13 protein-coding genes and 1 pseudogene are annotated in these 18,785 nt (G+C 41.0%); 13 read left to right on the forward strand and 1 reads right to left on the reverse strand.

Features of this window, described 5'->3' with window-relative positions:
- Positions 1–115 precede the first annotated feature (115 nt).
- From AC2SLN_RS00610 to AC2SLN_RS00635, 6 genes are all read left to right on the forward strand, one after another.
- The gene (locus AC2SLN_RS00610) at positions 116–967 is read left to right on the forward strand and encodes an ABC transporter substrate-binding protein (protein WP_486550269.1); all 852 of its coding nucleotides are present in this window, start codon (positions 116–118) and stop codon (positions 965–967) included.
- Between the two features lie 593 nt (positions 968–1,560).
- Positions 1,561–2,301: an ABC transporter permease gene (locus tag AC2SLN_RS00615; RefSeq protein ID WP_486531643.1), complete on the forward strand. Its 741-nt coding sequence runs from the start codon at positions 1,561–1,563 to the stop codon at positions 2,299–2,301.
- 9 nt (positions 2,302–2,310) lie between these two features.
- On the forward strand, positions 2,311–3,036 hold the full coding sequence (locus AC2SLN_RS00620) for an ABC transporter permease (protein WP_486550267.1): 726 nt from the start codon (positions 2,311–2,313) through the stop codon (positions 3,034–3,036).
- 153 nt (positions 3,037–3,189) lie between these two features.
- A complete protein-coding gene (locus tag AC2SLN_RS00625) occupies positions 3,190–3,945 on the forward strand; it encodes a fumarylacetoacetate hydrolase family protein (protein ID WP_486550265.1) in 756 nt (251 codons plus the stop codon).
- A gap of 313 nt (positions 3,946–4,258) precedes the next feature.
- Positions 4,259–5,998, forward strand: a complete 1,740-nt coding sequence (locus AC2SLN_RS00630) for an alkaline phosphatase PhoX (protein ID WP_486550263.1) — start codon at positions 4,259–4,261, stop codon at positions 5,996–5,998.
- Between the two features lie 364 nt (positions 5,999–6,362).
- The gene (locus AC2SLN_RS00635; RefSeq protein ID WP_486550261.1) at positions 6,363–8,159 is read left to right on the forward strand and encodes an Aq_1262 family (lipo)protein; all 1,797 of its coding nucleotides are present in this window, start codon (positions 6,363–6,365) and stop codon (positions 8,157–8,159) included.
- Between the two features lie 115 nt (positions 8,160–8,274).
- Here the strand turns inward: AC2SLN_RS00635 and hslO are convergent, their stop codons facing one another.
- Entirely contained in the window at positions 8,275–9,204 is a 930-nt protein-coding gene (gene hslO, locus AC2SLN_RS00640) for an Hsp33 family molecular chaperone HslO (RefSeq protein WP_486550260.1), read from the reverse strand.
- 406 nt (positions 9,205–9,610) lie between these two features.
- On the opposite strand from hslO, the gene AC2SLN_RS00645 reads away from it, so the two are divergent.
- The 7 genes and pseudogenes from AC2SLN_RS00645 (at position 9,611) to AC2SLN_RS00675 (ending at position 18,649) form a co-directional block, all read left to right on the forward strand.
- Positions 9,611–10,816 (forward strand): FAD-dependent oxidoreductase, encoded by a 1,206-nt coding sequence (locus tag AC2SLN_RS00645; RefSeq protein WP_486550259.1) that lies wholly within the window; start codon positions 9,611–9,613, stop codon positions 10,814–10,816.
- A gap of 681 nt (positions 10,817–11,497) precedes the next feature.
- Entirely contained in the window at positions 11,498–13,198 is a 1,701-nt protein-coding gene (locus AC2SLN_RS00650) for an AMP-binding protein (RefSeq protein WP_486550319.1), read from the forward strand.
- Between the two features lie 160 nt (positions 13,199–13,358).
- On the forward strand, positions 13,359–14,966 hold the full coding sequence (locus AC2SLN_RS00655; protein WP_486550257.1) for a carboxyl transferase domain-containing protein: 1,608 nt from the start codon (positions 13,359–13,361) through the stop codon (positions 14,964–14,966).
- 145 nt (positions 14,967–15,111) lie between these two features.
- Complete coding sequence (locus AC2SLN_RS00660; RefSeq protein WP_486550255.1) at positions 15,112–15,921, forward strand: enoyl-CoA hydratase/isomerase family protein; 810 nt, start codon at positions 15,112–15,114, stop codon at positions 15,919–15,921.
- Between the two features lie 17 nt (positions 15,922–15,938).
- Positions 15,939–16,388 (forward strand): GFA family protein, encoded by a 450-nt coding sequence (locus AC2SLN_RS00665; protein WP_486550253.1) that lies wholly within the window; start codon positions 15,939–15,941, stop codon positions 16,386–16,388.
- A gap of 113 nt (positions 16,389–16,501) precedes the next feature.
- Positions 16,502–18,058, forward strand: a pseudogene (locus AC2SLN_RS00670) (acetyl-CoA carboxylase biotin carboxylase subunit); the annotation flags it as partial.
- Between the two features lie 390 nt (positions 18,059–18,448).
- Entirely contained in the window at positions 18,449–18,649 is a 201-nt protein-coding gene (locus AC2SLN_RS00675; RefSeq protein WP_486531679.1) for an acyl-CoA carboxylase biotin carboxyl carrier protein subunit, read from the forward strand.
- Positions 18,650–18,785 lie beyond the last annotated feature (136 nt).

Here is an 18,785-nt window from a genome sequence, read left to right on the forward strand (position 1 = left end):
ATTTGAGTAGTCTATGGGCGGTTATTAATTATATAACCATTTTCAGACTACTTTGACTATATACTAGGTTCGTTATCTGTATGTCAGGGTGGCGGGCATAATTTTGGAGACATCAATGCTAAAAAAATTGTCAGTCAGAGCTAAGCCAGTCAAGTTTAGATCGGCCATAGCTGCAACAGCCGTGACTACAACATTGACACTATCAATATTTATGACAGCCTGTAGTAATGCTACTGAGACACAAGAGACGAAAGCTAAACAGGAAACGTCTGAGTCAAATAGTGAGGTAGTACGTATTGCAACAGAAGGGGCTTATGCTCCTTTCAACTACACAGATGCCGAGGGTAACCTAGGTGGCTATGATGTAGATATTGCAAATGCACTTTGTGAAGAGATGAAGGCGTCTTGCACTATAGTCGCTCAAGATTGGGATGGTATTATTCCTGGTCTTAAAGCAGGTAAGTATGATGCGATTGTAGCAGCGATGTCGGTTACGCCAGAGCGTCAAGCGCAAGTGGATTTTACGGAGCCTTATTTCACTAACTCATTGGTATTTATAGCCAATAATGATAGTGACTTTGATCCATCAAATGAAAATAACGTCAATAGCAGCCGCATCGCAGCTCAGCGCTCAACCATTTCATCTCAGTGGTTAGAGGAAAACTATCCCCAAGCTGAGGCCCAACTTTACGATACTCTTAATAATGCGTTTTTGGATTTAGAAGCAGGGCGAGTCGATGCTATGGTCTCTGATATGCTCCCAGCAATCGAGTGGTTAAGCAAAAATAAAACTGGCTTTGAGCTCAAAGGTAAAGCCATTGATATCGATGATAATCTTGCGATTGCCGTTCGTAAAGGCGATGCCATAAAAGAAAAATTCGATACGGCATTAGCGGCTATAAAAGAAAATGGTACCTATGATCGTATTACCAATGAGCATTTCCCAGTACCTGCTTCTGCTGAGTAATACATGTTGGCAATAAATAATTTGTAGACATATCAGGTCGTGTCCTCATTGACAGCAATTTGCAATTGGCAGTAATTTACATTTTATAGGTCAAAAATGGCTAAATTTCTGTCATGCGAGGTCTGTTTTCTAGCCAATATGACCCTATTATCTGCTAAATCATTCGTGTTTAACGATAACTTATTTCATTTTTACCCTCATAATCTAAATGAGAACATGCCCTAGTTATGCGGATAAAGGCCTCAGGTTATTATGGGGCTTTTTTTTATGATTAACCTTGGGTTATTAACCATATGACATAACTCAATACCATATGACATAATTCAATAATGCTACCCAACTGGCTCAGGTTAACCTAGGGTTTAAAAGGGGAATAGGCTTAGGGTATCAATCTTACGCTTAACGTAACCCATCATAGTATGTTAGAATTCGGCGCTTGCGTCGTTATCCTAAGATGAAGACTTATCTTAAGATAACGACGCATCAAGGCATCCAGCTATTTGATTGGTTTATTCTATAATTTGAAAGCTGGTTTAGTTAAAATCCCCACATCATTATCATCTACTACTTTTACTAAATAGGTGTTTACCCCAGTGTTTGATTTGCAAGGTTTTGGACATCTCTTACTTAATGGCTCGCTGATTACGATCAAGCTTGCTCTATCTAGCCTTGCGATTGGATTGGTATTGGGGCTGCTTGGTGCAACTGCCAAACTGTCCAAAGTGTGGATTTTTCGAAAAGTTGCTACTATCTATACAGCAACAATGCGTGGTATCCCTGAATTATTACTGGTACTTTTTCTGTATTATGGTGGCTCCATGCTCATCATGGCAGTACTCAGCAAATTCGGTTACACACAATATGTTGAGGTCAGTCCATTTTTAGCCGGTGTGTTAGCCTTGTCCATCGCTTTTGGTGCTTATGCAACCGAAGTGTTTCGTATGGCAATACAAGAGATACCAAAAGGGCAGTGGGAAGCTGCTCAAGCAATTGGAATGAGGCCTACTCAATTGTATTTTCGCATCATCGTACCCCAAGTATGGCGCTTGGCACTACCGGGTTTAGGTAATTTGTTTTTGGTTCTGTTAAAAGATACGGCACTAGTTTCTGTTGTTGGTCTAAAAGATATTATGTATCACGCATCACGCGGTGCCCAAGCAACGCAGCAAGCCTTTACTTTTTATATGGCGGCAGCGGTTATTTACTTAGGTTTAACTATTATTGTTACCGCGTTAATGATGTTTATGGAATGGCGAGCCAATCCAGCAGAGCGATATGCTAAACGGTTGAGTAAAGAGCAAGTACCGCAATCACTGAACGCAGCTAAAGGATAGGACGGTATCATGGACTGGAATTGGCAAGTCATCTTTAAATACCTCCCTGATTTATTAGGCGGTGTGGTACTGACAGTTGAGCTGGTAGTCATGTCAGGGATACTGGGGCTGTTTTTTGGCTTAATTTTAGCGTTATTGCGTTTGTCTAACAATAAGCTGGTACGTGTTATCCCTTTTCTATATATCTTCTTTTTTAGAGGAACGCCGTTACTGGTACAAATCTTTTTAATCTATTATGGTCTTTCACAATTTGAATTTATAACAGAGTCATTTTTGTGGGAGCCCGTGCTTAAGCAGCCATTTTGGTGTGCTATTATTGCGTTTACGCTAAACACCAGCGCCTATATTGCTGAAATTATTCGCGGCGCAATTCAATCTATTCCACCTGGAGAATTAGAAGCTGCCGATGCCATTGGTATGTCTGGTTGGCAGAAGTTAACTCGTATTAAGTTACCGCGTGCATTCGGTATTATGCTTCCGGCTTATAGTAATGAAGTCATTTTTATGCTGAAAGGTAGTTCGCTTGCGATGACTATTGCTCTAATGGATATTACTGGTATTGCAAAAACAATTAGCGCCCGTACTTACACTATTTTTGAGCTTTATTTTGCAGCAGGTGTCATCTATCTTATATTATCTTGGGTCATTCTGTTGTCCTTCAACTTATTAGAAAAACGCATGAATCGGCATAGTAAGTATGTGCCCCCAGAGGCCGCTACTGGCAACATCTCGTAACGATATGAACTCTTCATAAGCTAAATTTTATTTAAGCTAAACCCTCTGTAGGGTCATAAATACCATCAATGATTATGCTGAGTTTCCCTTATAAAAATGCGCTACAATTAAATGGCTTATTGATTAACACATTTAATATAAAGGGAGCTTATCATGCTTAAATCGCCACACTTATCATTAGTAAATGATATTGCCAAAGAGATTAATGAATCTGCTCACGAAGATGAAGCAAGAGCACTCGATATTCTCAATCCACATAACATCAAACCTATTGGCAAAGTTGTTTGTGTTGGGCGCTCTTATGCGGCTCACGCTACTGAACTTGGTAATGCCGTACCCACCCGCCCGATTTTATTTATAAAACCGGGTTCAAGTGTCATCTCCACTGATGATGTTGTACCCAGTACAGTGACTGATAGCCTGCGTAATAAGACCTATTCGGTGCATTATGAAACTGAGTTATGCCTATTAATTGGTCGAAGCTTAAAGTCGGCGTCAGTAGACGAAGTGAAAAATACAGCAGGGCTGATTGATGCGGTAACCTTAGGGCTTGATTTGACCCTGCGTGACTTGCAAACTGAGCTTAAAGAAAACGGACATCCTTGGGAGCGGGCCAAGTGTTTTGATGGCTCATGCGTACTTGGTCCTTGGATTCATCCTACAAAGTTTGGCGACTTTACCCGTACGAAATTCCAATTACTCATTAATGACACTCTTGTACAAGATGGTGATACCTCCCTAATGCTATTCCCAATTTATCAATTGATTAGCGAGATTAGTCACGCGTTTAGCCTGAAAAAAGGTGATGTCATTATGACAGGTACACCAAGCGGAGTAGGAATGCTCCATTCAGGAGATAAATTAACCTTAAAACTGGGTGGGCATACGTGGCAAGCTCATAGCGAATAGCTAATTGTTAATAGTAAGGTCTGACCAGCTAGAAGCTTAAACGCTGGGTATTAAAACGGATGATTAACATAAACAAAGTATTTGAAGGCCGCCTTTACTTAACAAGTAAAGGCGGTTTTTTGATGTATAAAGAAGCAAGTCATCAAAATGTCATCACATGGTCACTCAAGGTTAACATTGGTTACATAGAATAATTATTGGTTAGAAATGTGTAAGTAGCTCGCAATTATACCTAGGTGCGTGGATAGATATTACTAGGTTGTAATGTCTTTAGATTCACAACCCCAATGAGAAAGAATATTAGGACAAAAATATGACTATCAAATTTAAGCTTGCAGCATTAACTGTGTCAATCTTATCAGCCACAATGCTATCTGCTTGTAATGATGACGATTCGGATTCAACCCCCTCTGATCCTGGTGTTGATGTGCCCACAGAATCATCATTAAAGCGTATTGCCACAGCACCTTTAGGTGCTGAGTTCACTGGTATTTTTGTTACTGATAATAATGAATTGTTTTTTAACGCCCAACATCCCTCTGATGATAATTCAATTGCAGATGCAAATAACAAGGTATTTAACAAAGGTACAGTTGGTGCAGTTTCTGTCTCTGTAAATGATGTGGTTGATGCTGATGAGCTAGGCTTACCGAACACAGCTGAAGAAAAACAGGTTATGAGAGTAGCGGCTGGTAAATACCAAGTATTGACTCAGCAAGGCGATACAACCGAAACCGGGACAAATATCGGTTCAATCTTAATGAAAAATGGTAAAGAGTTAAAAAGTTCAAACGACCCAGACTTTAACGGTGTAATCTCTGATGGTGGTAATGGTTATTACCTTTATACAAACTGGGAAGATCGTCCAGGTGGTATGAGCCGTGTGCATTTATCTGACTTTAAGATGGGTAAAGGGTTTAGTTCTGTTAAAGCGGAAGGCATGCTTAACTTTGATTCGGTTAACGGTACTTGGGTTAACTGTTTTGGCACAGTCAGCCCATGGGGTACACCATTAACGTCAGAAGAATTATATTTTGATGATACGGCTGATTGGTTTGATCCAACCGCTGATTATTTCAGTAATCCAATGTCTGTCGCTTTGTATAAAGGGTATATTGATAGCAAAGATGCCGTACCTACTGCCAATACACAGTGGGCCAATCCATATGATTATGGCTTTATTACTGAAATCGGTGTTAACAATACCGCTACAGCGATGAATGTAAGTGATGTAGAGGTTAACAAGCTTGAGTTAATGGGTCGTTTCTCACATGAAAACTCAGTTGTTATGCCTGACAATCGTACTGTATTTTTAAGCGATGATGGTACTGGTACGGTGTTCTTCAAGTTTGTTGCTGATAAAGCTGGCGATATGTCAGCTGGTACCTTGTATGCTGCTAAAGTTACGCAGACAGGTGGCTCTGACCCTGCTAAAGCTGGCTTTGATATCAAGTGGATAGAGCTTGCACATGCCAAGGAAGCAGATATTGAAGCAGCAATTCGTGACTACGATGGCACTCTTGGTGAAGCCAAACACATTACTGATGAAGAAGTTGTTGCGTGGGCAAATGGCGATAGTAAGCACACGGACAATCGTGAAGCGTTCTTAGAGTCACGTAAAGCAGCTGTTGCAAAAGGCGCTACAGGTGAATTCCGCAAAATGGAAGGGGTAAATATCAACTATAACTTGGCCAAGTCACAGTTAGAAGCAGGTAAGCCTGCATTCATGTATATGGCAATGTCAGAGTACACCAAAACGATGAGTGATGGTGAAGGCGACATTCAACTAGACGGTAATCATGGTAAGTGTGGTGTTGTTTACCGTATGAAGCTAACAATGAAAGATGGCCTAGTCGATACCACGCGTATGGAGCCAGCAATTGTTGGTGCAAATTACGATGAAAACGCCCCAGCCAACCAGTGTGGTACTGATGGTTTATCTAACCCAGATAACTTAGTTGTCCTAGATGATGGTCGTATCATTATCGGGGAAGATACCAGTAATCATGAAAACAACATGTTGTGGGTATTTAGAGATGCTAACGCTAAGTAATTTGATAATTGCTTATAGTCTAACCACCTTTGAATGGTTACGGTGTTTAATTCGCTTAACGGCCTAGTCGTACTTGCGCTTGCTTGCCCTGTAACCATTTTAAAGTTGGTTGGCTATAGAAGCTCATATCGATTTACTTGATAATTATATTGTTAGGTCTAGGAAGCCCGCTTTCTAGACCTTTTTCTTTCTAATTTTTATTTTTTAACTAACCAAGATTTATTGTTTTAAGCGTGTTAACGGTGTCAGCGACACACATCATATAGTAGAAAAATAGGTGAGCGGTATAGATTAGAAACAGAAATTAATAGTGTGATATTCATTAATAGATATAAACCGATTTTAAATTTATAAGACTTAAAATATGAAACTTAAAATAGAAACTAAAAAAGACGCATTGATTCAGCATACCAATAATCAACATCCCAACAGATGGATACTAAATTCTAAATTTTTAGTGGTGTCTATAAGTATGGCACTTGCCATGGGTTTAACTGCCTGTGGCGGTGATGATTCAGCCAGTTCTAATGTAGATGACGCTCCTTCTAATGGTAACAGTTCCGATCCAACCAATAGGCCAGATAATACGCAGGATTTATTGGCCTCATTGAAATTTCCTGAGAGTCCTGAGCTTTATAAGCAACAGTCTCAGCAGCCTTTAGTTGCGCCGACTACTAACAAAATATACAACGTAGAAGCAGTTATACCACCACAGTGCTATACCAAGCATGAAGAAAAATATAACCCTTGCATGACCTGCCATCAAACTTATGAGATGCTTTCAAGACCTAATGCGATGAATGATGGTAACCTTCAACAAGAATATGCCTTTTCAGATGTGGGAGTAACAAACCATTGGCAGAACTTATTTGAAGACCGTACCGACCGTATTGCTAAGATTAGCGACCAATCAGTAATTGATTATATTTATACTGATAATTACTCTCCATTGGTGGAAAAAATTAACAGTATTGGCGACTGGAATGGCTATGTGCCTGACATTAAAGATTTGCATTTGGGTGCTGAAGCATTTGATGAGTTGGGTTTTGCGAAAGATGGTAGTCATTGGGTTGCTTTTAATTACAAACCATTTCCAAGCACCTTTTGGCCAACTAATGGCTCAACAGATGATGTGATTGTTAGATTGCCTGAGGCGTTTCGTCAAGGGTGTGATGGTTTGGAATATAGTCAAGATGCTTACATTGCTAACTTATCTATTATGGAGATGAGTATTAAGGATTTAGACAGCATCAGTACGCCGCCTATTGATGAGGCTAAAGTTTGCCGAGACTTAAATGGCGATAACCAACTAGAGGTGGTTACCCAGATTAATGCCCAAGATACCTATGTTGGCGGTGCCAAAGATATTAAGACTTATAAAATGCTTTATCCCCAAGGTATTGAGTTCATTCATAGCGTGCGTTATGTGGGAATAAAACAAAATGGCGAGATATTTAATCCCCCTCGCTTTAAAGAGCTTCGGTACATGAAAAAGACACAATTTTACAATGAGGCTAATTTGCGTTCACGCTATGACAATGAACATCAGGAAAAACGTGATGAAAATCTACCTAAGTATAACTTTAAATTAGATCAGGGTACTACAAACAATTTTGGTTGGACAATACACGGTTATATTGAAGACCAAACTGGTTCACTAAGACGGCAAACGGAAGAAGAGACTGCATTTTGTATGGGATGTCACACGACAATAGGGACTACTATTGATCAAACGTTCGCCTTTCCACGCAAAGTGACTGGTTCAGCAGGTTGGGGTTACATCAACTTAAAAGGCATGCCGGACGTGCCCAATAAAGGTATGAATGTTGGTGAGTTCTTAAACTATATGCAGGCCGTTGGTGGCGGCGATGAGTTTAGACAAAATACTGAGATGCTAAGCCGATGGTTTGATGATAATAATCAGCCAATAGTTGAAAAAGTAAAAGACAAGGATGTTTATTCACTGATTACCCCAAGTATTGAGCGTGCCTTAGACCTCAACAAGGCATATATGACTATTGTTGAGGATCAAGACTTCATCCATGGACGTGATGCTAATATAACCAAAGCTACCAATGTTTATGAGCAGGTAGATGGTGCAACTGCGCCCGTGTTGCCTAAAGATAAAACTCGCAAATTTGATATGCGATTACAGTGGTAACTTGAGTTTGGTGTTTTAACCTTAGAGTTTTAAATTGTTTGCATTTAGGAAGCCCCTTAAGTTTGATGCTTAAGGGGCATTTTGTATTGACTAAAATAAGCCTTAAACAAACTTTTTAATCAAAAATTTCTTGAACATCAGCGTTATTAAACTTGTAAATTGAACCACAGAATCCGCAATCCATCTCAAATGTGCCATCTTGTTCTTCTACAATGGCTAAAGCCTCGGTTTCGCCAATTTGTTCAATAGCCATCTCACACTTGTCACGTGAGCAGGTACAGCCAAATTCAAGCATTACGGGGTCAGGCACTACTACCTCTTCTTCATGGTATAGTCTATAAATGATTTCACTGGCATCAAGTGTGGTTAATTCCTCAGGCTTTAAGGTGCGGGTTAATACCGTTAAGCGCGTCCACAAATCGTCAACAATGCCAGCATCTTCATCTTGCTCAACCTCAAATTGTTCTTGTGCGCTTCTGGGCAACATTTGCACCAAAATACCGCCCGCTTGTAAACCGTCACACGCCAAGTTAAATAGTGTAGGTATTTGAGCGGACTGTTGCTGATAATGCGCCAAACATTCTGCTAAATTATCGTGGTTACGCTCAACAATACCCTGATAAGCTTGTCCTTGTTCAGGTTGAATATTAATAAACAATACCCCCTTACCCACATCGCCAAGCTCAGAAAAAGCCTCATTCGCAGTTGTTTTTTCTGCCCACACGCGTTTTTGTTCGTCAGTCTCGTTCTTCCAACTAGCAAGTGCTCGAATGATACCTGAATGATCACACTCTGCCATTGCCCAATTAAGTAGACTATTGGCATCAGACGATTGTAGCTGGATCGATAGCGTACCATCAATTTTTAATGTACCAATTAACAAACTGGCCGCTGTCAACATCTCCCCAAGTAACCGTTTGATAGATTCAGGATAATCTTTTTGAGAGGTAATGGTAGCGTAGCTATGTTGCAGGCGTACCACGTCTCCGCGTACAGGGGAGTCTTCAATAAAAAAGCGTTGGCGTAAATCAGTAGGATGAGTCATATAAGTCTCTTAAAGGTCATGATAATCTAAGATATTCAATGTGCTTTATATTGGGATAAAAGTGAGTTTATCAATGCTGATTTTTGATGCCCATAGATGACCGTATAAAGCGAAAAAATTCACGATAACTCAAAGTAAAATGGTTTTTTAAAGCAGATAAGCAAAAAAACTGAAAGAGATTGATAATGAGTGAGTAGGTGTTTACTGATACAATGATTACTAACTTTAAACGAGGTATTTATAAAGTGAAATAGGCATGCTTTGAAGCACTTATGACTCGAAGCACATATTAAATAGTAGGGTAATACCTCGCCTAATCTAGCTTATTAATTAACTTTAAAATGATACCGCTTATATTTCAGCTTAGAAGAACACCATTCAAAAATTATAATGTTAAGGAGTAGTTATGTCGATGGAATCAAATCAGGCAGGTGTCGTTGTTATTGGTGCAGGGTTAGCAGGCTGGGGGGTTATTGATGCTATCAGAGCTAAAGATAAAAATATCCCAATTACTCTGATTACCTCAGACAATGCAGATCGTTACCATAAACCCATGCTAACTATGGCAATTAGTCAAAATAAATCAGCCGCAGATTTGGTTCGAGCCACAGGTGTAGAGGCTGCAAAAACTTCTGGTGTGACGCTATTAGCAAACACCTATGTGACCCAAATTGATAGTCATAGTCAGCAAGTACAGGTTCGTAGCGTAGCGGATAAGGATACGCAAACTGACACTAAGGCTGATGTTACAACGCGCGCTATTAAGTATGATAAATTAGTCTTAGCAATGGGTGCTCAGCCTATTTTCCCCTCCAGTTTACCGAAAGATATCGTATGGCATGTTAACCATATTGAACGTTTTGGCCAGCTTCAGCAAGCGCTAGAAAAGGGGCCTCAAAAGATAGCTATTGTCGGTGCTGGCATGGTGGGTACCGAGATTGCTGAAGATTTGTTGAAGGCAGGACATGATATTACTTTAATGGATTTAAACAATGCCCCATTAGCACAAATGTTGCCAGAAGCTGCGACAGCACGTATCAAACAGGCGATTGACTCACAAGGTATTCACTTTTTGGGAGGGTCTTTGGTTCAATCCGTGACTAAGCTTGAAAATAACCAATTGCAAGTGGTGTATGCCAGTATCAACGATGAACAACATCCTCAAACGATAGTGGTTGACCATGTTATCGCCAGTACGGGTTTAAGTATTGATGCAGCACTGCCCGAATCGGCTAATATTGAGTTCGATAAAAGAACGGGTATTAGAGTCGACGAGGCTACTTTACAAACTTCACAACCTAATATCTTTGCCATTGGCGACTGTATGTCTATTTCGGGGGTGCCTTGCCGTTATGTTGCTCCTCTTCGTTCGCAAGCCGCGACTATTGCTGAGCAAGTCTTGACAGGTCAAGCAGAAGATGTGCAATATCAGCCATACGTTCATAAGCCACCAATGATTCGCCTAAAAAACAAAGCCATTTCGGTTATAGTGACGGGCGTGCCTTCTAATACTGGGAACTGGCAGGTTGTCACATCAACAGATGATGAATTAGTCATGGTGCAACTGGATGAACAAGATAACACCACTGCTAACGTAACGATTAAATCATAACCATGCAATCATAATCATTCAATCGTAGCTATTAATTTATGACTGTTAAACTAACTATTAAATCGCCAATAGCCTCATTCAAAACATAATATATAGGATCTAAAAAATTAAACGATACATTATGTCTCAATATGGTTGACAATAGTGTTAACTAGACTTTATAGTAATGGCTATTAAAAGTTATATTTGCAGGGTCATTGTTGTTTGGTTATTGCCCTATACAGTGATGAGTATGGGGTAAAGGCAGGATGAGGGCTGATTGTTGTAACACGGAGTAACAATAATCAGTGTATTGCTGCCCCAAACATTTGGCTTTAGCTGTTAAGTTATTTCATCAATTACTAGGGCTGATTTCAGGTTACCCATGACGCCTTATTTTATACTGCTATTTGTAATACCTATTTGTAATATCTATCTTTCTTGTAATGCCTATCTTTCATAGGTAAGTAACAAAATACAGTTATTCTAAGAAGTCTAAGTTAAGTTAAGCACTATAAATTTAGTCGTAAATATAACTAAGTTAACGTTTGGGTAGGTAAATTTTATACTGCCTTAGTTAACGACAAAAATAATCAAACGAAAGGATTCGTTATGTCTGACTCTACTAATTCAGTAGTATCTAATGCTTCTATAAATAACCCCACTCTTGATAACGTACTTGATAGTCTGGCACGCATTAATATGGGTGCTAAATCTGCTAATGCTCCTCTTAAAAAAAGCTATGACAAAGGCCCTACTGTTCCATTAATTGAAGCCACTATTGGCGATTTCTTTGATGCTATTGTTGCTAAATATCCAGAGCGTGAGGCCATTGTTTCCTGTCATCAAAATATCAGGTGGACTTATAAACAGCTTCAGCGTGAGGTCAATCAATTGGCAAGCGCCATGATTGAGATGGGGCTTTCTATAGGCGACCGTGTTGGTATTTGGTCGCATAATAATGTTGAATGGCTGTTAATGCAATTAGCAACTGCCAAAGTAGGGGTGGTATTGGTTAACATTAATCCTGCCTATCGCAGTTTCGAGTTGCAGTATGCCTTGAATAAACTGGGCTGTGCAGCATTGGTGCACATGCGCCACTTTAAATCGAGCGATTATGCGTTAATGATTCGGGAGCTTTGCCCTGAGATTTATCATAAGGATTATTACCAGCTAGATCTCGTAGAGATTCCAACAATTGAGCGTATTATTTGGATCGATGAGCCAGGTAATGATGAAGACTTTAAATATATGCAAAGGTTCTCAACCTGGATGGCAGAGGGTAGTGCGGATGATCCTCGAGTTGCTGAGCGTCAAGCACAGCTGAAAAATACCGATCCAATAAACGTGCAGTTTACCAGTGGTACGACAGGAACACCAAAAGGAGCGACACTCACACATCGCAACATATTAAATAATGGATACTTTATTGGTGAGGCAATGAGTCTGACCCATGAAGATCGTTTATGTATTCCCGTGCCGCTATATCATTGCTTTGGCATGGTGCTTGGTAATTTAGCTATTTTAACCCACGGAGGATGTATCGTATATCCAAATGATGGGTTTGAGCCAAAAAGTGTATTACAAGCCGTGCAAGATGAGAAGTGTACTGGCTTACATGGCGTGCCGACTATGTTTATTGCTGAACTAGACCACCCTGATTTTGATCAATTCGATTTGTCTACATTGCGCACAGGTATTATGGCAGGTTCAAGTTGCCCAATTGAAGTGATGCGCCGAGTCATTGATAAAATGCACATGGATGAGGTAACTATTGCATATGGCATGACGGAAACCAGCCCCGTATCTTGCCAAACCAATCAGCATACCCCGCTGGATAAGCAAGTCTCTACCGTTGGTTTAGTACAACCCAACTTGGAAGTTAAGATAGTTGACACTGAGACGGGCGAGATTGTGCCAATCGGCGAAAAAGGCGAGCTACTTACCAAAGGATATTCAGTGATGAAAGGCTATTGGGGTAGCCGATTTAAGACCAAAGAAGCGATTCAAGATGGCTGGATGCACACCGGCGATTTGGCCACGATGGATGAAGATGGCTACGTGAAGATTGTTGGGCGTAGTAAAGACATGGTTATTCGTGGCGGCGAAAATATTTATCCCGTCGAGATTGAAAACTACTTATATAGACACCCAGATATTTTAGATGTTCAAGTGGTTGGGGTGCCAGATAAAAAGTATGGGGAAGTTTTGGCCGCATGGATTATCACTAAGAAAGGCCATTCTTTAACTGAAGAGAGTGTCCGTGAGTTTTGTAAAGATCACATTGCTCATTATAAGATACCAACCTATTATCGTTTTGTAGAAGAATTTCCAATGACAGTCACAGGAAAGATCCAGAAATTCAAGATTGTCGACATTATGAAACAAGAGTTAGGGTTATAGTTTTCCTTGTCCTATTCTTTTTAAAAATTTACAGCCGACTTAGTAATAGCTTTAAACATATAAATATTTAAAAAATAAAATACTGTTAGGGTGGGTTATTCGCTGACTTATCAGATGATAGGTCTTAAGTACCCCTCAAACACCGTTGATAAGGGACGTCATGAGCACCATTACCAGTAAACTTAGCCCAAATTCTAAAGATTTTGTAGAGAATACAGCAGCCATGCAGGTCATTGTTGATGATTTGCATGCCCACCTTTCAAAAATTGCGCAGGGCGGCTCGGAGCGTGCCAGAGCTAAACACTTAGCACGAGGTAAATTATTACCGCGTGAGCGGGTTGAGCGCTTACTTGATCCCGGTACGGCGTTTTTAGAAGTCGCCCCAATGGCCGCGTATGATATGTACGATGCTGATATTCCTGCTGCTGGCGTGATTGCTGGTATTGGCCGTGTTAATGGTATCGAATGTATGATTGTGTGTAATGACGCTACCGTTAAAGGTGGTACATACTATCCAATGACGGTAAAAAAGCATTTACGCGCACAAGAAATCGCTCAGGAAAATAACCTGCCGTGTATATATTTGGTGGACTCAGGTGGCGCTAACTTACCAAATCAAGATGATGTGTTTCCAGATAAAGAACATTTTGGTCGTATCTTTTATAATCAAGCTAATATGAGCGCCGCAGGTATTCCGCAGATTGCTGTCGTCATGGGTAGCTGTACAGCGGGGGGCGCTTATGTGCCTGCTATGAGTGATGAGTCTATCATTGTTAAGGAGCAGGGCACTATATTTTTAGGTGGTCCACCATTAGTCAAAGCAGCAACGGGTGAGGAGGTAACCGCAGAAGATTTAGGCGGCGGAGATGTGCACACTCGTTTGTCAGGGGTTGTTGATTATTTAGCAGAAAATGATTTACACGCGTTATCTATGGCGCGTGACATTGTGGGTAATCTAAACCGCAAACCCAAACAGATACCGAATCAAATTGAACCCCGTGAGCCTAATTATGATGCCAAAGAGCTTTATGGTGTCATTCCCACGGATACCAGAAAGCCGTTTGATATTCGTGAAATTATTGCTCGCATTGTCGATGCCAGTGAATTTGATGAGTTCAAAGCCCGCTTTGGGACAACTTTGGTTTGTGGTTTTGCCTATATTGAAGGCATGAAAGTCGGAATTGTGGCTAATAATGGTATCTTGTTTAGTGAGTCCGCCCAAAAGGGCACGCACTTTATTGAGCTGTGCTGTAAGCGCAATATCCCATTGGTATTTTTACAAAATATTACCGGCTTTATGGTTGGGCGCAAGTATGAAAATGAAGGTATTGCTCGTCATGGTGCCAAGATGGTAATGGCGGTTGCTAATGCTCAAGTCCCTAAATTCACGGTCATTGTCGGTGGCTCATTTGGGGCAGGTAACTATGGCATGTGTGGACGTGCCTATAGCCCGAGATTTTTATGGATGTGGCCGAATGCGCGAATTTCAGTAATGGGCGGAGAGCAAGCAGCGTCAGTATTAGCGACTGTGAAGCGTGACAATTTCGAGCGCAAAGGCGAAGAGTGGAGCGTGGAAGAAGAAAATGCATTCAAAGCGCCAATTTTAGAGATGTACGAAAAACAAGGGCATCCTTATTATGCCTCAGCAAGATTGTGGGATGATGGGGTTATTGATCCAGTCGATACGCGCAAGGTGTTAGCTCTAGGGTTAAGTGCGGCTTATAATGCTGAAATTAAAGAAACTAAGTTTGGTGTGTTTAGAATGTAATCTGCTTAACCCTAATTTTTACTAAGGTTTCCTAGTAAGCCGCAACTGGTAAGACACAACATATCCTCCGCCTTCATGTGATGAACTGAATTTAATAAACCCGATGTAATTGGCCTGATAATGTGTAGGCTACAGAGAGAATGCTATGGCAAACCCAATTGACAACAGCACGTTTAGCACACTGAACATTGCTATCGAGGATAAGGTGGCTACGGTAACCTTGTCACGTCCAGACAAGCGTAATGCGTTTAATGATGAAGTCATTGCTGAGTTAAATCGAGCATTTACTGAGCTTGGCAATGATGATGAGGTAAGAGCGATTGTTCTAGCTGCTCAGGGCACAGCCTTTTGTGCGGGTGCAGATTTAAGCTGGATGCGTGCGATGGCGGATTATAGCCGTGAAGAGAACTTAGCAGATGCCGATAAACTGGCACAAATGCTTAAGGTAATTTATGACTGTCCAAAGCCAACTATTGCCGCTATTCAAGGGGATGTTTATGCCGGCGGTGTTGGCTTAATTGCTGTCTGTGATGTGGCCATAGCGGTTGAATCCGCTAACTTTTGCTTAAGTGAAGTACGTTTGGGCTTAGCACCTGCAACTATTAGCCCATATGTTATTCGTGCGATGGGTGCAAGAGCCTCGCATCGTTACTTCTTAACGGCAGAAGTATTTGATGCGGCTGAGGCTTATCGCATTGGGCTGATTCATGAATGTGTGAGCTCAGATGAGCTTAACGATACCGTGGCCAAAATTTGTAAAAAATGGCGTAATAACAGCCCCAATGCAATCAAAGAATGCAAACAAATATTGCACGATGTGGCAGGGCATGACATTGATGATGATCTTATTGACAAAACCGTAGCTGGCATTGCCGATATCCGTGCTTCCGATGAAGGTAAAGAAGGGGTGCAATCTTTTTTACAAAAGCGTAAGCCTAATTGGCTGGCTTCTTAAATATAGAAGAGCATACTATGATTCATGGTAAATGTTTGTGCGGTGTTACTGAATTTGCATGCGACATTCAGACCAACCCTTTGAAAATTTATCAATGCCATTGTTCGTTATGTAAAAAGCAAACAGGCTCCAGCTCTAATTCAGCGACTATAATTCCAATGGCTGATTTTAAATGGGTAAATAAGGGACAGATAAAAAGCTGGCAGAAAGAGACAGGGTTTAGCGCACACTTTTGTGGTAACTGTGGTTGTCCTGTCCCTAATTTATTCGCCAATCAGTACTACTGGATACCTATTGGCCTACTTGAGATAGATAATCCTGAGGCGTCTGTAGAGGTCGTTGCTCACTTATGCTTAAGCACCAAGTCTAGTTGGCATCAAATCGACTTAGAATCAGAGTCAAAATCAAAGCCAGAAAAATTTGAAACATTACCTGATTTTAAACACCTACTAAAGCTTCTCTCTTAAGTAATAACCATAGGTATATGCAAAGACTAAACGATTTAATAGCACGCTCATCATTATTAGCATCAGCATATTACTAATTTTGTAAGTTTCTAGATTAAACGATAAGGACAGTCATGTTTACTAAGATTTTAATTGCCAACCGTGGTGAGATTGCTTGCCGAATCGCCGCAACAGCCAAACGCATGGGTGTGCGTACAGTTGCTGTATATTCAGAGGCTGATCGTTATGCTAAACATGTGAATGCGTGTGACGAAGCAGTATACATTGGTGGTTCTGCGCCTAAGGATAGCTACCTTAAAGGTAATGTACTTATTCAGGTTGCCAAACAAACAGGGGCGCAGGCCATTCATCCGGGGTATGGTTTTTTAAGTGAGAATGCGTCTTTTGCACAGGCGTGTGAAGAGGCGGGCATTACCTTCATTGGGCCACCAGCTTCTGCTATTACCGCAATGGGCTTGAAGTCAGAATCTAAACAGCTAATGGAAACGGCTGGCGTGCCGCTTATTCCCGGTTACCACGGTGCTAATCAAGACCCTGACTTCTTGCAGAGTGAGGCCGATAAAATTGGCTATCCTTTACTGATTAAAGCCAGCTCTGGCGGTGGTGGTAAAGGCATGCGTTTGGTTGAACGCAGTGAAGACTTTAAAGAGCTATTAGAGTCCTGCCGCCGTGAGGCCATTACCAGTTTTGGTAATGACGCGGTTCTCATTGAAAAATATGCTTTAAAACCTCGACATATTGAAATTCAGGTATTTGGCGATAGTCATGGTAACTATGTACATTTATTTGAACGCGATTGTTCCGTACAGCGCCGGCATCAAAAGGTATTAGAAGAAGCGCCAGCACCAAATGTTGATGAGGCCATGCGTGAGGCTATGGGTACGGCAGCCATTAATGCTGCAAGTGCGGTTAACTATGTAGGTGCAGGTACGGTTGAGTTTATCGTTGAGCAACGTGTCTCTGATGATGGCCAAGTAGACATGAATTTCTACTTTATGGAGATGAATACACGTCTGCAAGTCGAGCATCCTGTCACTGAAGCCATCACTGGCGTTGATTTAGTAGAATGGCAATTACTCGTTGCTGCTGGAGGTAAACTGCCAAAGCGTCAAGATGAGCTAAGCATCAATGGACATTCAATCGAAGCTCGATTGTGTGCTGAGAACCCAGACAATGATTTTTTACCTGCAACAGGAAGCTTGTATACCTATCAAAAGCCTGAACATAGCCAGTTTGCGGTAGATTCAGTTCGTATTGATGATGGTGTTGAAGAAGGTGATGTCATTAGTCCATTTTATGACTCGATGATTGCTAAACTGATTGTGCATGCACCAACCCGTCAGCAAGCTTTAGCCAAGTTAGATCAAGCTTTAGCATTAACTCGCATTGTTGGTTTACCAAATAACGTCGCATTCTTACGCCATGTTTTGGCAACGGACTCCTTTAGTCAGGCTAACCTTGATACAGCATTGATTGAGCGTGAAAAAGATGTTTTATTTGATCAACAACCATTACCATTAGTCCAATTAGTGACCAGTGCAGTGGTGCATAAACTGTCAGAAGAAGCTGATGCATTAAAAACAGCCAGTGCTCTGTCCCAATCAAATGATCCGTTCAGCCAGCTAAATGGCTGGCGGGCTTATACAAGCTATCAGCGTTATTTCAGCTTAGTGTTAAATAATGGTCAAACCGATGAGCATTACATAGCGGTTATTAGTGATTGGCAGGAAGTGGATGCTAGAGGAAGCCAGCAGGAGGACCAATTAAGTCAGCGTTTTAAATTGAGCATTAAACCTGTTGAAACGTCAGATGCGATTGCTAACCAAGCCGATGCAGAAGATTTAAGTGGGGCTGTGTTTAATGACATTGTTGAATACATGAATTCAGACGCTAACTCTTATGTATTATGGTTAGATAACCAGCGTTTAAAGGTTCAAAGTTGGAAAAATAATGAAGAGATCCACGTATTTAGCGATAATGGTAGTGGGGTTATTACCCTTGTCGATGCGATGGCACATGTGGGCGAAGATAGCCAAGCTGTGGGTAGTTTAAAGTCTCCAATGCCGGGTCAGGTCGTTGCTTTTAAAGTAGCCGCGGGTGACACGGTTAAGCAGGGTCAAGCACTGGCTGTTATTGAGGCGATGAAGATTGAACACACTATCAATGCACCGGCGGATGGCGTCGTAGCAGAGTTGTTATTTGCTCCCGGTGATTTAGTAGCAGATGGTGATGAGTTACTTCGTATTGATACTGAAGAGTAAATCTATCATTCGTTAAAAGTAGTATCAAAAAAAGTAGTATTACCAGAAGTAGCGCCATTTTATCGCATTCATTAGGCCTCACCTTAGCCTAGCTTGTGCCTTGTTTCTTGAAATTATAATTTTTTGTGCGATATAG

The organism is Psychrobacter sp. CX90 (assembly GCF_057396305.2).

What these genes read in the sequence shown, in the direction of transcription:
- AC2SLN_RS00635 (WP_486550261.1), top strand. Translation starts at nt 6,363, where the DNA reads ATGAAACTTAAAATAGAAACTAAAAAAGACGCATTGATTCAGCATACC.
- AC2SLN_RS00665 (WP_486550253.1), top strand. Translation starts at nt 15,939, where the DNA reads ATGATTCATGGTAAATGTTTGTGCGGTGTTACTGAATTTGCATGCGAC.
- AC2SLN_RS00645 (WP_486550259.1), top strand. Translation starts at nt 9,611, where the DNA reads ATGTCGATGGAATCAAATCAGGCAGGTGTCGTTGTTATTGGTGCAGGG.
- AC2SLN_RS00650 (WP_486550319.1), top strand. Translation starts at nt 11,498, where the DNA reads ATGGGTGCTAAATCTGCTAATGCTCCTCTTAAAAAAAGCTATGACAAA.
- AC2SLN_RS00630 (WP_486550263.1), top strand. Translation starts at nt 4,259, where the DNA reads ATGACTATCAAATTTAAGCTTGCAGCATTAACTGTGTCAATCTTATCA.
- AC2SLN_RS00655 (WP_486550257.1), top strand. Translation starts at nt 13,359, where the DNA reads ATGAGCACCATTACCAGTAAACTTAGCCCAAATTCTAAAGATTTTGTA.
- AC2SLN_RS00610 (WP_486550269.1), top strand. Translation starts at nt 116, where the DNA reads ATGCTAAAAAAATTGTCAGTCAGAGCTAAGCCAGTCAAGTTTAGATCG.
- AC2SLN_RS00625 (WP_486550265.1), top strand. Translation starts at nt 3,190, where the DNA reads ATGCTTAAATCGCCACACTTATCATTAGTAAATGATATTGCCAAAGAG.
- hslO (WP_486550260.1), bottom strand. Translation starts at nt 9,204, where the DNA reads ATGACTCATCCTACTGATTTACGCCAACGCTTTTTTATTGAAGACTCC.
- AC2SLN_RS00620 (WP_486550267.1), top strand. Translation starts at nt 2,311, where the DNA reads ATGGACTGGAATTGGCAAGTCATCTTTAAATACCTCCCTGATTTATTA.
- AC2SLN_RS00675 (WP_486531679.1), top strand. Translation starts at nt 18,449, where the DNA reads ATGCCGGGTCAGGTCGTTGCTTTTAAAGTAGCCGCGGGTGACACGGTT.
- AC2SLN_RS00660 (WP_486550255.1), top strand. Translation starts at nt 15,112, where the DNA reads ATGGCAAACCCAATTGACAACAGCACGTTTAGCACACTGAACATTGCT.